Source organism: Pseudomonas sp. BN515 (genome assembly GCF_029873155.1).
Lineage (GTDB): Bacteria > Pseudomonadota > Gammaproteobacteria > Pseudomonadales > Pseudomonadaceae > Metapseudomonas.
On record NZ_SSOH01000018.1, the window covers coordinates 1 to 16788 of the forward strand.

Consider the following 16788-nt stretch of genomic DNA (forward strand, 5'->3'; position numbering starts at 1 on the left):
TGAAGTGGCCTAATGATTCTGGACACCCCGATAGGGCGTTAAGCTGCGCCCAAGCAAGAGGTGTTCATGAGCAGAAGATCATTCAGTCCGGAATTCAAACTCGAGGCCGCCAGCCTGGTGGTCGATCAAGGCTATTCCATACCGGCAGCCTGCAAGGCGATGGGGGTAGGCCCAACTGCCATGCGGCGCTGGGTCGAGCAATTGACCCTGGAGCGCCATGGCAAGACGCCGGAGCACAGCAAGGCCATGACGCCGGAGCAGCGGCGAATCCAGGAGCTGGAGGCCCAGGTGCGGCGGCTGGAGCGGGAGAAAGAGATCTTAAAAAAGGCTACCGCTCTCTTGATGTCAGACGCCCTCGATTAGTGCGCTTAGTCGAGTCATTGGGTGAGCACTATCCACGGGCAGAGCTTTGCCGGCTGTTCGGCATCAATCGCAGCAGTGTCTATGCCGCCGCTAAGTCAGCAGCTCGCGGTAATCAGCCGCACGCCAGGTTGCGACAGCGCTTGGTGGAGCTGCATGTCCAGAGTCGGCGTTCGGCAGGCGCCCGGACGCTCGCGGCGGCTTTGCGCCAGGAAGGCTGGGCAGTGGGTCGATTCCTGGCCGGCCGTCTGATGAAAGAGGCCCAGTTGTTCAGCTCGCAACGCCGTCGACACCGTTACCGCCCAACTGAGGGTGAGAGTGCCAAAGCGTCGAACGAACTGGACCGGCAATTCCGCACCCACGGCCCCAATCAGGTGTGGTGCGGTGACGTGACGTACATCTGGGCCGGCGGGCGCTGGATCTACTTGGCCGCGATCATGGACCTGTATGCGCGGCGGATTGTGGGTTGGGCAATGTCCGATCGTCCGGACTCGCAGCTTACCGGACGTGCTTTGCGCGTGGCCTATGAGGCTCGCGGTTGCCCCGCCGGCGTGCTGTTTCACTCCGACCAGGGCAGCCACTACAGCAGTCAGGAATTTCGACAATTGCTCTGGCGGCATCGAATCCGCCAGAGCATGAGTCGTCGCGGCAATTGCTGGGACAACGCCCCGATGGAGCGTTTCTTCCGGAGCCTCAAATCCGAATGGATACCGGCTTCGGGTTACGCCAGCCAAGCCGAAGCAGAGGCTGATGTACTGCGCTACCTGACCGACTACTACAACCACCGACGGCCACACAGCTACAACAGCTACCAGACACCGGCACAGCGCGAAGCGCTGGCTGGATAGACCTAAACCGGTGTCCAGTTTTACTTGACCACTTCACCCTCTCCTCTTCAGGGAGAGGGGACGGGGGTGAGGGGGCGTCAGGACGGCTCCTCATCCGCCGGATACCGGCTGGCATTGAGGCTTTCCTTGATCTTGCGCAGGTGCGGCTGGAAATCGACGCCACGGCGCAGGGTCATGCCGGTAGCGAGCACGTCGAGCACGGTCAGCTGGATGATGCGCGAGGTCATCGGCATGTAGATGTCGGTGTCTTCCGGCAGCGGGATGTCGAGGCTCAGGGTGCTGGCTTTGGCCAGCGGCGAACCTGCGGCGGTAAGGCCGAGCACCGAGGCGCCGTTCTGTCGCGCCAGGCGCGCCACTTCCACCAGTTCGCGGGTGCGGCCGGTGTAGGAAATGATCACGAAGAGGTCGCCCGTATGGGCCACCGAGGCCAGCATCCGCTGCATCAGGACATCGGAATGGGCGGATACGGCGAGGTTGAAGCGGAAGAACTTGTGCTGGGCGTCCAGGGCCACCGAGGCCGAGGCGCCGAGTCCGAAGAAATGGATCTGCCGGGCCTGGATCATCAGGTCCACCGCGCGGCTGATCAATTGCGGGTCGAGGCTCTGCAGGGCGCTGTCCAGGGAGGCGATGGCGCTGCCGAAGATCTTCCGGGTGTAGGCCTCGGGACCATCGTCGGCGGCGACCGCCTGGCTCACGTAGGCGGCACCGCTGGCCAGGCTTTGCGCCAGCTGCATCTTCAGTTCCGGGTAGCCGTTGACGCCGAACGAGCGGCAGAAGCGGTTCACTGTCGGCTCGCTGACCTGAGCCGCCTGGGCCAGGGCCGCGATGCTGTAGCGGGTGGCCTGCTGCGGGTCGCGCAGGATGACTTCGGCGACCTTGCGCTCGGCCTTGTTGAGTTCGTCGAGGCGGTTCTGGATCTGCTCCAGCAGATTGTGCACGCGGTCCATTGGAATTCCTGGGAAGGGGCCTGCAATCGGTGGCCTATCGTACTGAGCGCACCCAGGCTGGGCCACCGTAATCTCGTATGTCGGTAAATGTAGTTTTATTACTACATTTTGTCTTGCTGTAACGGCTAACTGGGTGTATTCATAAGCTTATGTTTGATAGAAGAACAAATATCATGGCCTCACAACCTGTCGAACCCTGCACTCTGGCCCTGTTCGGCGGCCTCGGTGACCTGGCACTGCGCAAGCTGTTCCCCGCGCTCTATCAACTGGACCGTGCCGGCCTGCTGGCCGCCGATACGCGCATCCTCGCCCTGGGCCGTGAAAGCGGCGAGCCCGCCACCCATATCGCCGACATCGGCGAGCACCTGCGCCGCTACGTGCCGGCCGGGGAGGTGGAGGAGGGCGCCATGCAGCGCTTCCTGGCCCGGCTCGACTACCTCGCCATGGACTTCCTCGACGCCAATGCCTACCCGGCCCTGGCCGACAAGCTGGGGCCGGTGGCCAGGCTGATCGCCTACTTCGCCACGCCGGCCGCCGTGTACGGCGCCATTTGCGAGGGGCTCGCCGCCACGGGACTGGCCGAGCGCACCCGTGTGGTGCTGGAAAAACCCATCGGCCATGACCTGGATTCCTCCCGCGCGGTGAACGAAGCGGTGGCGGCGCACTTCCCGGAGAACCGCACCTACCGGATCGACCACTACCTGGGCAAGGAGACGGTGCAGAACCTGATTGCCCTGCGCTTCGCCAACAGCCTGTTCGAGACGCAGTGGAACCAGCACCACATCTCCCACGTGGAAATCACCGTGGCCGAGCAGGTGGGCATCGAGGGCCGCTGGGGCTATTTCGACCAGGCCGGCCAACTGCGCGACATGATCCAGAACCACCTGCTGCAACTGCTCTGCCTGATCGCCATGGACCCGCCCAGCGACCTCTCCGCCGACAGCATCCGCGACGAAAAGGTGAAGGTGCTGAAAGCCCTGGCGCCCATCGCCCCGGAACAGCTCGCGCAGCAAGTAGTGCGTGGCCAGTACGTGGCCGGCAACATCCTCGGCAAGACGGTGCCCGGCTACCTGGAGGAAGAACACGCCAATACCCACAGCGACACCGAGACCTTCGTCGCCCTGCGTGCGGAGATCCGCAACTGGCGCTGGTCCGGCGTGCCCTTCTACCTGCGTACCGGTAAGCGCATGCCGCAGAAGCTCTCGCAGATCGTCATACACTTCAAGGAACCGCCGCACTACATCTTCGCCCCCGAGCAGCGGCCGTTGATCAGCAATCGCCTGGTCATCCGTCTCCAGCCGGACGAAGGCATTTCCCTGCAGGTGATGACCAAGGAACAGGGCCTGGACAAGGGCATGCAGCTGCGCAGCGACCCGCTGCAGCTGAGCTTTTCCAACACCTATCGCAGCGCGCGGATTCCAGACGCCTACGAGCGTCTGCTGCTGGAAGTGATGAAGGGCAACCAGAATCTCTTCGTGCGCAAGGACGAAATCGAATACGCCTGGAAATGGTGCGACCAGCTGATCGCCGGGTGGCGGCAGCAGGGCGACGCGCCCAGACCCTACGCGGCGGGAACCTGGGGGCCGACGGCCTCCATTGCATTGATCACCCGTGATGGCAGGAGCTGGTATGGCGATCTTTAATCTCGACCTGCCGACGCAGGTCACCGGGCTCAGCCTCAGTAGCCCCGAACAACTGGCCGGTGAACTGGCCATCACCGTTGCCAACGCGCTGCGCGCGGCCATCGAGGCCCGCGGTTCGGCCGTGCTGGTGGTGTCCGGCGGGCGCAGCCCGATCACCTTCTTCGAGCGCCTTTGCGGCCAGACCCTGGACTGGTCGAAGGTCACCATCAGCCTGGCCGACGAACGCTTCGTGCCGGTCCGCCACGCCGACAGCAATGAAGGCCTGGTGCGCCACCATCTGTTGAAGGGCGAGGCCGCCAGCGCGCGCTTCCTCGGCCTCTACCACAGCGCGCCGAGCCTGGATGAGGCTGCCCGCCTGGCCCATGTGGCCCTGGCCGAACTGGGCGCTATCGACGTGCTGGTGCTGGGCATGGGTGAGGACGGCCACACCGCTTCGCTGTTCCCCGGCAGCCCGAACCTCGAACAGGCGCTGAGTGCCGACTGCGAACGCCGCTGCCTGCCGATGCAGGCCCCCAGCGTGCCGCGCCAGCGCCTCACCCTGACCCTGCCGCTGCTGGCCAGTGCGCAGCTGACCCTGCTGGCCGTGCAAGGCCAGGCCAAGCTGGCCACCCTGGCCGCCGCCCTGGCGGGAGAAGACGTGTCGGCCATGCCGATTCGCGCCTTCCTCCGCCGTCCCCTGGAAATCCACTGGTGCCCCTGAGCCCGAAGGAACGCCCATGACCAGCCTCCCCACCAATCGGGCCACCAGTCGCGAAGCCGTGCCGAGCATGGCCGACAAGGCTGCCCTGATCGACATTCTCTGCGGTGCGGCACGCATCCTTCCGGTGATCACCATCGAGCGCGAGCAGGACGCCCTGCCGCTGGCCGATGCCCTGGCCGCCGGTGGCCTGCGTACCCTGGAAATCACTCTGCGCTCCGAGCACGGCCTGTCCGCGATCCGCACCCTGCGTGAGCAGCGCCCGGAGCTGTGCGTCGGCGCCGGTACCGTGCTCGACGAGTGGATGCTCGCCGAGGCCGAAGCCGCCGGTTCGCAATTCATCGTTACCCCCGGCTGCACCGCCGAACTGCTGCGGGCCGGCGTCTACAGCCCGCTGCCGTTGCTGCCGGGCATCAGCAGTGCCTCGGAAATCATGCTGGGCTACGCCCTGGGCTATCGCCGCTTCAAGCTGTTCCCGGCGGAAGTCTGCGGCGGCATCAAGGCTCTCAAGGCCTTCGGCGGCCCCTTCCCGGGCATCCGCTTCTGCCCGACCGGCGGGGTCAATCCCGACAACCTGCGCGACTACATGGCCCTGCCCAACGTGATGTGCGTGGGCGGCACCTGGATGATGGACAAGGAATGGATCCGCAACGGCGACTGGCAGCGCATCCAGGAAGCCACGGCAGCGGCGTTGGAGCTGTTGCACTGACGTCGGGCAATGCATTCCTGCTTCACCTGTGGGAGCGAATTCATTCGCGATTGGACACGCAGTGTCCCGGCTACCTTCCCGGCAGGCCTTCGGCCTGCTTCGCGAATGAATTCGCTCCTACAAGGGCGTTTCTCTGGCCTTTTCGTGCCGTGACCCTGAACTCCCGCCACGCAATCACTCGCAAGGGATTCCGCCAAACGGTTTGCTGAAACGATTTACCAAGTAACGAAACCGCGTTAAAACCGACTTTCAGTGGTCCCGATCCTGAGGAAAGCGCAATGACCAACAACAACCTCGAAGCCCTGTTCCCCACTGCCGACCAGATTCCCGAGCGTTACCGCCCCGGCGCGCCCATCGAGCAGCGCGAGTACCTGGTGAATGGCGAACTGCTGAGTTGGCAGGGCCCGCTGGCGGCCGTGCGCAGTCCGGTGTTCCTGGCGGGCGAGAAGGGCGATGAACAGGTGGTGCTGGGCAGCACGCCGCTGCTGGATGCCGATGCCGCGTTGGCGGCACTGGATGCCGCCGTCGCCGCCTATGACCACGGGCAGGGTGCCTGGCCGACCATGCGCGTGGCCGAGCGCATCCAGCATGTAGAGAAGTTCCTCGCCCGCATGCGCGAGCAGCGTGAGGCGGTGGTCAGGCTGCTGATGTGGGAGATCGGCAAGAACCTCAAGGATTCCGAGAAGGAGTTCGACCGCACCTGCGACTACATCGTCGACACCATCGAAGCGCTCAAGGAGCTGGATCGCCGTTCCAGCCGTTTCGAGCTGGAGCAGGGTACCCTCGGCCAGATCCGCCGCGTGCCGCTTGGCGTGGCGCTGTGCATGGGGCCGTACAACTACCCGCTGAATGAAACCTTCACCACCCTGATCCCGGCGCTGATCATGGGCAACACCGTGGTCTTCAAGCCGGCCAAGTTCGGGGTGCTGCTGATCCGGCCGCTGCTGGAAGCCTTCCGCGACAGCTTCCCGGCTGGCGTCATCAACGTCATCTACGGCCGTGGCCGTGAGACCGTCAGCGCCATCATGGCCAGCGGCAAGGTGGATGTGTTCGCCTTCATCGGCACCCATTCCGGCGCCGCCGACCTGAAGAAGCTGCACCCGCGCCCGCACCGCCTGCGCGCGGCACTGGGCCTGGACGCCAAGAACCCCGGCATCGTCCTGCCCAAGGTTGACCTGGACAACGCGGTCAACGAAGCCATCACCGGCGCCCTGTCGTTCAACGGCCAGCGCTGCACCGCGCTGAAGATCCTCTTCGTCCATGAAGACGTGCTCGAACCCTTCCTCGACAAGTTCTGCGCCAAGCTGGCCGCGCTCAAGCCGGGCATGCCCTGGGAAGATGGCGTGGCCCTGACGCCCCTGCCTGAGCCGGGCAAGGTCGATTACCTCAATGCGCTGCTGGAAGACGCCGTGGCCAAGGGCGCCAAAGTGGTCAATGCGGGCGGCGGCAGCCACCGGCAGAGCTTCTTCTACCCCGCCGTGTTGAGTCCGGTGAGCCCGGCGATGCGCCTCTACAACGAAGAGCAGTTCGGTCCGCTGATTCCGGTGGTGCCGTATCGCGAGGTGGAGGAGGTGATCGACTACGTGCTGCATTCCGACTACGGCCAGCAGCTCAGCCTGTTCGGCAACGACCCGGCCCAGGTCGGCCGGCTGGTGGACGCCTTCGCCAATCAGGTGGGGCGCATCAACATCAACGCCCAGTGCCAGCGCGGCCCGGATACCTTCCCCTTCAACGGTCGCAAGAACTCGGCGGAAGGGACGCTGTCGGTACATGACGCCCTGCGGGTGTTCTCCATCCGCACCCTGGTGGCGACCAAGTTCCAGGCGGATAACAAGGAACTGGTCAGCGAGATCATCCGCAACCGCGAGTCGAACTTCCTGACCACGGATTACATTTTCTGAGGTAGGTGGGATAGCTGCTTTTCTGTGGGAGCGAATTCATTCGCGATTGGGGATTTCCCGGTCAGGCCGTTGGCCTGATTCGCGAATGAATTCGCTCCTACAAGGTTATTGATCGGAGATTTACCCATGCCTCGCCCCATTAGCCGTGACACCCGGCTCTGCATGTCGCTGTCCGGCCGCCCCGGCAATTTCGGCACGCGCTTTCACAACTACCTCTACGAAGCCCTCGACCTGGACTTCGTCTACAAGGCCTTCACCACCACCGACTTGCCGGCGGCCATCGGCGGCATTCGCGCCCTGGGCATTCGCGGTTGTGCGGTGTCCATGCCGTTCAAGGAGGCCTGCATTCCATTGCTGGATGAGCTGGACGCCTCGGCTTCGGCCATCGACTCGGTGAACACCATCGTCGCCGACAACGGCCGGCTGAAGGGCTACAACACCGATTACAGCGCCGTGGCCAGCCTGCTGGCGAGCCACGCAGTGCCGAGCGACATCCGCTTTGCCCTGCGGGGCAGCGGCGGCATGGCCAAGGCCGTGGCCAGCGCCTTTCGCGACAGTGGTTTCCGCCACGGCACGATAGTCGCTCGCAACCCGGAAACCGGCCCGGTGCTGGCTCGTGGCTGTGGATATCTGTGGCTGGCGGAGCTGGGCGACGAGAAACCGCGGATGCTGGTCAACGTCACCCCACTGGGCATGGAAGGCGGCCCGGAAGCTGACACCCTGGCCTTCACCCGCGAGCAGGTGGAAGCGGCCGATTGGGTTTTCGATGTGGTGGCCCTGCCGGTGGAAACCCCACTGATCCGCCTCGCCCGCGAGCTGGGCAAGCCGGTGATCACTGGCGCCGAAGTCATCGTGTTACAGGCCGTGGAGCAGTTCGTGCTCTACACCGGCGTGCGGCCTGACGCGGACTTGATCGAGAAGGCGGCGGAGTTCGCGCGGGGGTAGTGGGCGGAAGCTTTTGTAGGTTGGGCAGAGCGCAGCGAAGCCCAACAAGGCCGCCTCACATGGCGTCCTTTGTAGTTCGTCTTAAACGTGAATTCGAGGCGAAAGCATCTCGCGATGCAGTCGCCTCATAGGAAATGGATAGAAAAGCGAGGCCAGGCAAGCCTAGCCTCTCCGTTGCTTTAGAACGAGAAGCTCATAGAGGCGTAAGCGGTTCTCGCATTTGCGTCATTGCGTAAGGTGTAGCTGTATCCGGTACCCAAGGTCAGCGCGCCGCTCTGGTAGCGCAGTCCAAGCGTTCCTTCATAACTGTCCCGCCCTGGGAGCACACCACGAGTCGCGAAGCTGGTCCCGCCATTCAGGAATGTGCTGGTGACACTGGTGCGGTCACCGACATTGTCGTACCACCCCATAAGAGTTGCCTCTGGCAGCAAGGTACCTGGGCCTGCCGCGTAGCGGCCCGTCAGCTTCAGTCCGGCTCCTAGCTCGCCACTCTGATAGCGAGTTGAGTTCACTCGTAAAGCGGCGGAGCTGCCTTTCTCCGAGTAGCTGTCCAGCCGCACTTCCGAATACCGAGCGGCCACGCGAGGCTCCAACGTCATGCTGTCCTGCATGGGGAATCGATAGCCTGCCAGGAGGGTCGCGCCAAATTCGCGGCCGTCACCTTCACCTTTGGCACGGGTGCCAGCGATATAGCGACGGTGATCGTTTTCGAGCCAGCCGAGGGTCAGGTCGCCGGAGACGAAGAAGCGGCCCCAGTGGTGATTACCAAAAAGTCCGAAGAGATGTCCGCGGCTATCCAGTTTGTTTCCGTTGTGGCTGGAGGCATCGCCGCGGTAGTGACCGTAAGCCAGGCCGGCAACGCCGTTGGCGCCAATGCCCCAGTCGATGCCGAGCGCAATCCCGCGATTATCCAGGTCGAAGCCTCGGACGCCTTGGCGAGTGCCACTTTTCAGCTTGCTGCCGATCACCTGGACCCAGGGCTGGACGCCTTCCCTGACGAGGCTGCTGTCCGGGCGGTCGAGAAGGGCGGCTTCGAAGCGACGCAACCCATCCAGAGCGCCCAGAGACGCGGCGCCGTTGGCCTCCGGCGAGAGCTGCTCGGCGATGCGTGCGGTCTGCAGAGTGTCGCTGTTGGCCAGAGCCTGGAATACCGGGTCATTCGAATCGAGCTGACCCAGTTGAGTTGAAAAGGCCAGCATGGCGTTCTGGGCATTAAGAGAGGCGCCAGAGTAGGCCACCAGGTCGGCCGCGGCCTGGCCCTGTAGCGGGGCCACCTCAGCGCTGAGGATGCCATTGTCCAGGCTGTAGCGGTTGATCTGCAGCAGGCCTGAGGTACTGACAACCTGGAAATCCTCGGAAGTCAGCGAAGTGTCTTCAGTGTCCAGAGGCGAGGCGCCCAGGTGGTACCAATTGCTGGCTTGGACGAGTTGATAGCGCAGTGTGTCTGCCAAACTGAAGTCATTAGGCGTTGGGGTAACGAGCACGCTGGCACCCGCGCCGGCGTAGACGCTTCCCTGCACATCGAGATAGGGGCGAGCGGTATCTGTGTTGGTATTGAGCATCAGCTCCAGTTGACCGGCTTCTTCGATGTAGAGGCTTCCAGTAAGGGTTCCGTGGGGGCGAGTCAGAGTCAGCTTGCCGTCGATTATGTTGAAAAAGTTCGTATCGATTCGGGATGCGTCCAGCGTGCTGTTTCCATAGACCCGGACAGCTCGCAAGTGCTCCAGGTCGCCATTTACCGAACCGCCGATAAGGTCCAGTTGCTGAGTACCAGTGCCCCTGAAGGCCACGGGAGCTTCGATCAGGCCTTCGTGTTGCACTGTGGTGGCGAAGAGATCCGTCATTTCCACAGCGACCTTGTCGGAGCGGATCGTGCCGAAGTTGTTCAGTACTGCGCCGTTATCGATTCGGACCGCGATGGCACCCGCGCCGGTGGCGTCTGTGGCGCTGATGGTCCCCGTGTTGTCGATGCGTTGATTCTCCAGAATTACATCGTCCCAGACATGCAAACCAATCGAGTTGGAGCCGCTCGCTTGGATCAGTCCGCTGTTGCTGAGGCTACCGAGGCGGGAGTTAATGATTTCGATCGTCGCTGTATCAGGGCCGCTCGCGCTGATGGTCCCTTCGTTTGTGAATCCGCCCAGGATATTGGAGACGTACACCGAGACAGCGGGCAGGTCAGGGTAGCGCTGGTTGCTCTGCTCGATAAGGCCATTGTTGATGAATTGACCATCCACCTGCGCAAGAGAAATCGACACATTGGCGTCGTCGATGTTCGAGGTGATCAGGTTGGCATTGTTGAGGACATTACCGCCGACGTGACTGCCGTATTCGAGGAACAGGGTTCCATCAAGAATCTCCGAATGGCTGCCATCCAGAAACATATCTGCGTCGTTGATCAGGTTCCCTGCTACCGAGCCGTAGAGGACGGTGACGGCGTCTGCGTTCGACTCGACGGAGCCCACGAGCTGCAAGTCGCCGTCATAGTGCTGCGAAAGGATGTTCTTTTTGGCATTGCTGATATCCAGCACTGTCGATGCCTGCACCGCAGTGGGCAACAGGGCAGTGGCAATGGCTATCGCCAGGTAGTGTTGGGTAAATCTGTCGGGCATTTGAGCCTCCTTGCGAACGAACGGTGGTGTCGAACGCCGGGGAGGCTAGTGATCTTGCGAGGGGGCGGCCTAGAGGCCGGTGAGGGGGCTGATGCAAAAAGGAAGGTTCCCAACAGGAGGCGTCTTTTTTCTCAGAATCCGGTCATGAAGGGCTGACAGAGATTGGGCGGCGACCTACAAGCAAGAGTCGGACGCCCAATCCCGCCCGCCTCAACCCTCCGGCAGATTTGCGTAGATCTTTTCCAGCGTGCCGTTGAGCTTGGCGATCTGGGCTTCGGTGAGGTCCTTGAAGCTGTTGGTGAAGATGTGCGCAGTGTTCACCTGGATCTCTTCCACCATGTGCCGGCCCTTCTCGGTGATGGTCACCTGGGTCACCCGGCCATCGTTGCTGCAGGGGGCGGTGTCTACCAGGCCGTCATCCTTCATGCGGTAGACGATCTTGGTGACGGTGGAGAGCTTGGCGATGGCGTGCTCGGAGATCTCCGAGATGCTCGACTGGCCGTTCTCCTTGAGGATGAAGAGGATGCGCCAGCGCGGGATGTCCAGGTCGATCTTCTTCAGGGTCTTTTCCATGGCCATGTTGTAGCGGCCATAGACGCGGGCGATCCAGTAGAAGGGGAATTCCTCCTTCTTGAAATCGTCGCTGGCGGGGTTGTATCGGTTGAGGCGCTTTTTCGGGGTGCTCATGCGTGTGGGGCAAGATTCGTGCTGACAGGGGGAGAGTTATAGGGCGTTGCGCGTGGGCTGTCGACAGCCGCGTGGCGCCTCCTTGATCCCGGTCAGCCGGGCGGGCCGCTTCGGGGAGCGGCCCGCCGGTTTCAGCCGTGCAGGAACCGCTGGGCCAGGTCGAGCTGGGAGTGGGCCAGTTGGTGCAGTTCCTCGCCGATCTGGGTGCTGCGCTGGGCCTGGCCGGCGCTCTGTTCGGCGAGTCCGGCGATCCTCGCGATCTGCCGGCTGACCTCCTCGGCCACCTGGCCCTGTTCCTCGATGGCCGTGGCCATCTGCAGGCTCATGCCGCTGATCTGGCCGACCTCGCCGCTGATTCGCCGCAGGGCTTCGCGAACGTCCGCCACATCGGCGCTGGATTGCTGCGCCGCCTGTTCACCCCGTTGCGCGGTGGCCAGGGCCTGGGCGCTGCCGTTGCGCAGGCGTTCGATGGACTGCTGGATCTGTCCGGTGGAGTCGCGGGTGCGCGAGGCGAGGGTGCGCACTTCATCCGCTACCACGGCGAAGCCACGACCGGACTCGCCGGCGCGGGCCGCTTCGATGGCGGCGTTCAGCGCCAGCAGGTTGGTCTGCTCGGCGATGCTCTGGATCACCTCGGCGATACCGCTGATGGAGTCGATGGACTCGGCGAGGTGGCCGACGGCCTGACCGATATCCTCGACTGAGCCGCGCAATGCCTGCATCGACACCTGGCTCTGGCCGGCCAGCCGTTCGCCGTCGCGGGCCAGGTCGTCCACCGCCTGGGTGGCGCCGGCGCTGTGCTGGAGATTGCGCGACAGCTCCTGAATGGTGCTGCTCATCTGCTGGATGGCCGCTGCCGACTGTTCGGTTTCTTCCAGCTGGCGTTCCAGTTGACCGGCCTCGCTGGCCACCAGGGTCGAGGACTCTCCGGCGCGGCTGCGCAGGATGTCGCCGTTGATATGGATGCGCGCCATCACCGTGCGCAGGCGCAGTTGCAGGTTGCCCATGGCCATGTCCAGCAGGGCGTCAGCACCGCCGTGCGGGCTGTAGGCCGGTGCCAGCAGCGGATCGCTGTAGACCTGTGGATAACTCTCCAGGCTCCGGGTCACGCCGCGTTGGCGTACATGGGCGGCCTGCAGGCTGATGGCGCCAAGCCCACCGAGCAGGGCCAGGCCGAGACCGGTGCTAAGTTGTCCGGCCAGGGTGGCTGCGCCCAGCAGCAGGGCGCCGAGTGAGGCGATGCTGTGTTCGCCCAGCAGACGCCATACCCGTGTCGCGATGGGCTCGGCCGGCTTGCCCTGGCGCAGGCGCGCATAAAGGGCGTCTGCGCGCAGGCAACTGGCGCGGTCCATGGGGTGATAGACGGTGCCGAGCGCCACCAACTGGCCGCCCTCGAACAGCGGCACCACGTAGAGGTCGCTCCAGAACACACCGCCTTCCTGATGGCGGCCCATCAGCGGACCGTTCCACGGCACGCCGGCGCGCAGGGTTTGCCACATGCGCTCGATGACCACGGCGGGCATGCCGGGGTGGTTGATGAAGCTGAAGGGCTGGTTCAGCAGCGCTTCGCGACGGTAGCCGCACATGTCCAGGTAGGCGTCGTTGCAGTGCAGCAGTCGGCCTTCCGGGTCGAGGCGGGAAATCGGGGGCTCCGCAAAAACCGGGGCAGGGGATGGTTCCATGTTGTCCTCCGTGGACGGGGCCCGGCCTTGCGGCCGGGCCTAAGCATCGTCAGCTGGCGAGCATCTCCTGGTGCTTGCTGGCAAGGCCCAGGTAGGCCTCGATCACGCGCGGGTCATCGGCCAACCGCGCGGCGGGGCCCTGCATGGCGATCTGGCCGGTCTCCAGCACGTAGGCGTAGTCGGCCACACGCAGGGCGGCGCGGGCGTTCTGTTCCACCAGCAGGATGGAAACCCCCTGCTGGCGCAGGGTGGTGATGATGCGGAAGATCTCGCGGGTGATCAGCGGCGCCAGGCCCAGGCTGGGTTCGTCCAGCATCAGCAGCTTTGGCTTGGCCATCAGCGCACGGCCCACGGCGAGCATCTGCCGCTCACCGCCGGATAGGGTGGCGGCCAGTTGGTCGCGGCGTTCCCACAGGCGCGGGAACAGGTCGTAGACCTCCTTCAGCGTTTCGCCATGGTCGCGCTTGCCGCTGCGATGGCGCTGGAAGGCGCCCAGCAGCAGGTTGTCGGCCACCGTCATGCTGCCGAACAGCTCGCGCTTTTCCGGCACCAGGCCAAGCCCGCGCGACACCATCACTTCTACCTCCGGCACTGCCTCCAGGCTGCCGTCGAAGGCGACCCGGCCACGGGAGCCGAGCACGCCCATGATGGCGGAGAGCAGGGTGGTCTTGCCGGCGCCGTTGGGGCCGATCACGGTGACGATCTGCCCCTGGCCGACCCGCAGGCTGGCGTTGGACAGGGCTTCCACCTTGCCGTAGGCGACGCTCAGGTCGCTGACTTCCAGCACCGGGTTGGCGGCGAGGTTTTCCGGCTGCTTCAGGTCTTGAATCGGCATGTTCATCACTCAGCACCTCCGAGATAGGCTTCCAGCACCGCCGGGTCTTTCTGTACGTCGGCTGGCAGGCCGTAGGCGATGCGCTGGCCGAATTCCATCACCACGACCCGGTCCACCAGGCCCATGACGAAGTCCATGTCGTGTTCCACCAGGAGGATCGCCATGCCTTCGCTGCGCAGGCGGCTGAGGAGGATGCCGAGGGCTTCCTTCTCTTTGTGGCGCAGGCCGGCGGCCGGTTCGTCGAGCAGCAGCAGGCAGGGGTTGGCGCACAGGGCGCGGGCGATTTCGAGGATGCGCTGCTGACCCAGGGCCAGGCTGCCGGCTTCCACGTGCAGGTAGTCACCGAGGCCGACCCGTTCCAGCTGGCGGCGGGCTTCGGCGAGCAGTTCGGCTTCCTCGCTGCGGTCCAGGCGCAGGGCTGCACTGAGCACGCCCTTGTGGCCACGAAGGTGGGCGCCGATGGCGACGTTCTCCAGCACGCTCATTTCCGGCAGCAGCTTCACATGCTGGAAGGTGCGGCTCATGCCCATGCGGGCGATCGCGCGCGACGGGATACCGTTGATGCGCTGGCCACGGAACAGCACGTCGCCCGAGGTGGGGGTGTCCACGCCCGACAGCTGGTTGAACAGGGTGCTCTTGCCGGCACCGTTGGGGCCGATCAGGGCGAGGATTTCCCCGGCGCGCACATCCAGGTTCATCTCGTTGTTGGCCACCAGGCCACCGAAACGTCGGGTGACGTTGCGGGCTTCCAGCAGCACTTCGCCGGCTGTCGGCAGCTCGCGGCGCGGCAGTTCGGCTGCGTCGTCCAGATTGCGGGCGGCCTTGCGCGGTTTCCAGGCATCCGGCACCAGGCGCAGCAGCAGCGGCCAGAGACCGCCCGGCGCGCGCTGCATCAGCAGCACAATGACGATGCCGAAAACAATCACCTCGTAATTACCGGTGCTGCCCAGCAGCTGCGGCAGCAGGTCCTGCAGCCACTGCTTGAGCATGGTCAGCACGCCCGCACCGAGCAGGGCGCCCCAGACGCTGGCTACGCCGCCGATCAGCGCCATGAACAGGTAATCGATGCCCATGTGCAGACCGAAGGGGGTGGGGTTCACGAAGCGCTGGGTGTGGGCGTAGAGCCAGCCGGAGACGGCGGCGAACAGGGCGGAGATGAGGAAGATCACCATCTTTGCGCGGAAGGTGTTTACGCCCATCGACTCGGCCATCAGCTGGCCGCCCTTGAGGGCACGGATGGCGCGGCCTTCGCGGGAGTCCAGGAGGTTCTGGGTGATCAGCATGGCGCAGAGCATCACGGCCCAGATCAGGTAATAGATCTCCTCGCCTTTGTTCAGCTCCCAGCCGAACAGGGAGATGGACGGCAGGCCGCTGACGCCGGTGTGGCCGCCGAGGGATTCCAGGGTGCCGAACAGGTAATAGAGCGACAGGCCCCAGGCGATGGTGCCCAGCGGCAGGTAGTGCCCGGAGAGCTTGAGGGTCAGGGCGCCCAGCAACAGGGCCACCGCACCGGTCAGTACCAGGCCCACCAGCAGGGTCAGCCAGGGCGAGGCGCTGGCCCAGGCCAGCCAGCCCGGCAGGTCCTGCACCGTGGTCAGGTAGGCGCTGGTGTAGGCGCCCAGGCCGACGAAGGCTGCCTGGCCGAAGCTGGTCATGCCGCCGACGCCGGTCAGCAGCACCAGGCCGAGGACCACCAGCGTGTATAGGCCGATGTAGTTGAGCAGGGTGACGTAGTAGGGCGGCAGCACCAGCGGCGCAACGCCGAGCACGGCCACCAGGGCGAGGATCAGGTAACGCGGTTTCATTCATCGTCCTCCACGTGACGGCTGGTGAGGGAGCGCCAGAGCAGGAAGGGGATGATCAGCGTGAAGACGATGATTTCCTTGTAGGTGCTGGCCCAGAACATCGAGAACGCCTCGATCAGGCCCACGCCCAGCGCGCCGAGGGCAGCCACCGGGTAGCTCACCAGGCCGCCGATGATGGCGCCGACGAAACCCTTGAGGCTGATGACGAAGCCCGAGTCGAAGTAGAGGGTGGTGATGGGGGCGATGAGGATGCCCGACAGCGCACCGATGAAGGTGGCCAGGGCGAAGGTGGCCTTGCCCGCCAGGGTCGGCGAGATGCCCATCAGGCGTGCGCCCAGGCGATTCACCGCGGTGGCGCGCAGGGCCTTGCCGTAGAGGCTGCGTTCGAAGAACAGGAACAGGCTGATGATCAGCGCCAGGGACACGGCGATCACCCACAGGGTCTGGCTGTTGAAGGTCACAGGGCCGAGGGTCAGGCCGGCTTCGGAGAAGGGCGCGGTGCGTGCGCCTTCAGGGCCAAACATCAGCAGGCCGAGGCCGACCATGGCCACGTGCACGGCGATGGAGACGATCAGCAGTACCAGCGAACTGGCCGAGGCAATCGGCTGGAACACCAGGCGATAGAGCTGCGGACCGAGCGGTACCACCAGGGCGAGGGTGAGCAGCGCCTGGACCGCCATGGGCAGGTCGGCCAGCGGCAGGCTACGCACCAGGCCGAGCATGGCCAGGGCATAGGCGAGCTTGGGGAGTATCCGTTTCGGGAAGCGGAAGCCGCGGCTGGAGCGGGTCGCGTCAAACAGGTCCATGGCGCAGTCGGCCAGGGTCAGGGCGAGCAGCAGCCAGACCACGGCGGTGGGCTGGCCGGCCTGCAGACTGGCCATGGCCAGGGCGCCGTAGGTGACGAACTCGCCCTGGGGGATCAGCAGGATGCGCGTGACGGTGAAGACCAGCAGGAGCGACAGGGCCAGCAGCGCATAGATGGCGCCGTTGGTGATGCCGTCCTGGCCGAGCAGCAGGGCTATCTGGAGATTCATGGTGGGAACTCTTGTTGCGAGGTAGATAGCCCCGGCAGGCCCGGTAGGGTGGGCTTCAGCCCACCAGGCGGAGGTGGGCTGAA

Annotated in this window: 12 protein-coding genes and 1 pseudogene; 6 read left to right on the forward strand and 7 right to left on the reverse strand. The window is 64.5% G+C overall.

The window, feature by feature from the left end:
• Window positions 1-60 precede the first annotated feature (60 nt).
• A pseudogene (locus E8E91_RS04260) lies at window positions 61-1236 on the forward strand (IS3 family transposase).
• Between the two features lie 49 nt (window positions 1237-1285).
• On the opposite strand, the gene E8E91_RS04265 reads toward E8E91_RS04260, so the two are convergent.
• Window positions 1286-2146: a MurR/RpiR family transcriptional regulator gene (locus E8E91_RS04265; protein ID WP_190827877.1), complete on the reverse strand. Its 861-nt coding sequence runs from the start codon at window positions 2144-2146 to the stop codon at window positions 1286-1288.
• 182 nt (window positions 2147-2328) lie between these two features.
• Between E8E91_RS04265 and zwf the strand changes: the two genes are divergently transcribed.
• The 5 genes from zwf to E8E91_RS04290 all read left to right on the forward strand — a co-directional run bounded on the left by zwf (window position 2329) and on the right by E8E91_RS04290 (window position 8050).
• Window positions 2329-3798 carry a glucose-6-phosphate dehydrogenase gene (zwf, locus tag E8E91_RS04270; RefSeq protein WP_280374742.1) on the forward strand — a complete coding sequence of 490 codons (1470 nt, stop codon included), beginning with the start codon at window positions 2329-2331 and terminating at the stop codon, window positions 3796-3798.
• Window positions 3785-4498: a 6-phosphogluconolactonase gene (gene pgl, locus E8E91_RS04275; RefSeq protein WP_280374743.1), complete on the forward strand. Its 714-nt coding sequence runs from the start codon at window positions 3785-3787 to the stop codon at window positions 4496-4498. Before zwf ends, pgl begins: the two co-directional genes overlap by 14 nt.
• A gap of 16 nt (window positions 4499-4514) precedes the next feature.
• Window positions 4515-5204, forward strand: a complete 690-nt coding sequence (locus E8E91_RS04280; RefSeq protein ID WP_280374744.1) for a bifunctional 4-hydroxy-2-oxoglutarate aldolase/2-dehydro-3-deoxy-phosphogluconate aldolase — start codon at window positions 4515-4517, stop codon at window positions 5202-5204.
• Between the two features lie 278 nt (window positions 5205-5482).
• Window positions 5483-7105 carry an NADP-dependent glyceraldehyde-3-phosphate dehydrogenase gene (locus tag E8E91_RS04285; RefSeq protein WP_280374745.1) on the forward strand — a complete coding sequence of 541 codons (1623 nt, stop codon included), beginning with the start codon at window positions 5483-5485 and terminating at the stop codon, window positions 7103-7105.
• A 126-nt stretch (window positions 7106-7231) separates the two neighbouring features.
• The gene (locus tag E8E91_RS04290; protein WP_280374746.1) at window positions 7232-8050 is read left to right on the forward strand and encodes a shikimate 5-dehydrogenase; all 819 of its coding nucleotides are present in this window, start codon (window positions 7232-7234) and stop codon (window positions 8048-8050) included.
• Window positions 8051-8229: 179 nt separating this feature from the next.
• Here the strand turns inward: E8E91_RS04290 and E8E91_RS04295 are convergent, their stop codons facing one another.
• From E8E91_RS04295 to E8E91_RS04320, 6 genes are all read right to left on the reverse strand, one after another.
• Window positions 8230-10662 carry an autotransporter domain-containing protein gene (locus E8E91_RS04295; RefSeq protein ID WP_280374747.1) on the reverse strand — a complete coding sequence of 811 codons (2433 nt, stop codon included), beginning with the start codon at window positions 10660-10662 and terminating at the stop codon, window positions 8230-8232.
• Window positions 10663-10872: 210 nt separating this feature from the next.
• Window positions 10873-11349 (reverse strand): MarR family transcriptional regulator, encoded by a 477-nt coding sequence (locus E8E91_RS04300; RefSeq protein WP_077523620.1) that lies wholly within the window; start codon window positions 11347-11349, stop codon window positions 10873-10875.
• 131 nt (window positions 11350-11480) lie between these two features.
• Window positions 11481-13031 (reverse strand): methyl-accepting chemotaxis protein, encoded by a 1551-nt coding sequence (locus E8E91_RS04305; RefSeq protein WP_280374748.1) that lies wholly within the window; start codon window positions 13029-13031, stop codon window positions 11481-11483.
• A 49-nt stretch (window positions 13032-13080) separates the two neighbouring features.
• Window positions 13081-13872, reverse strand: a complete 792-nt coding sequence (locus E8E91_RS04310) for an ABC transporter ATP-binding protein (protein ID WP_280374749.1) — start codon at window positions 13870-13872, stop codon at window positions 13081-13083.
• Entirely contained in the window at window positions 13872-15671 is a 1800-nt protein-coding gene (locus E8E91_RS04315) for a branched-chain amino acid ABC transporter ATP-binding protein/permease (RefSeq protein WP_280374750.1), read from the reverse strand. The genes E8E91_RS04310 and E8E91_RS04315 overlap by 1 nt, the downstream gene beginning before the upstream one ends.
• On the reverse strand, window positions 15668-16705 hold the full coding sequence (locus E8E91_RS04320; protein WP_280374751.1) for a branched-chain amino acid ABC transporter permease: 1038 nt from the start codon (window positions 16703-16705) through the stop codon (window positions 15668-15670). The genes E8E91_RS04315 and E8E91_RS04320 overlap by 4 nt, the downstream gene beginning before the upstream one ends.
• Between the last annotated feature and the right edge of the window lie 83 nt (window positions 16706-16788).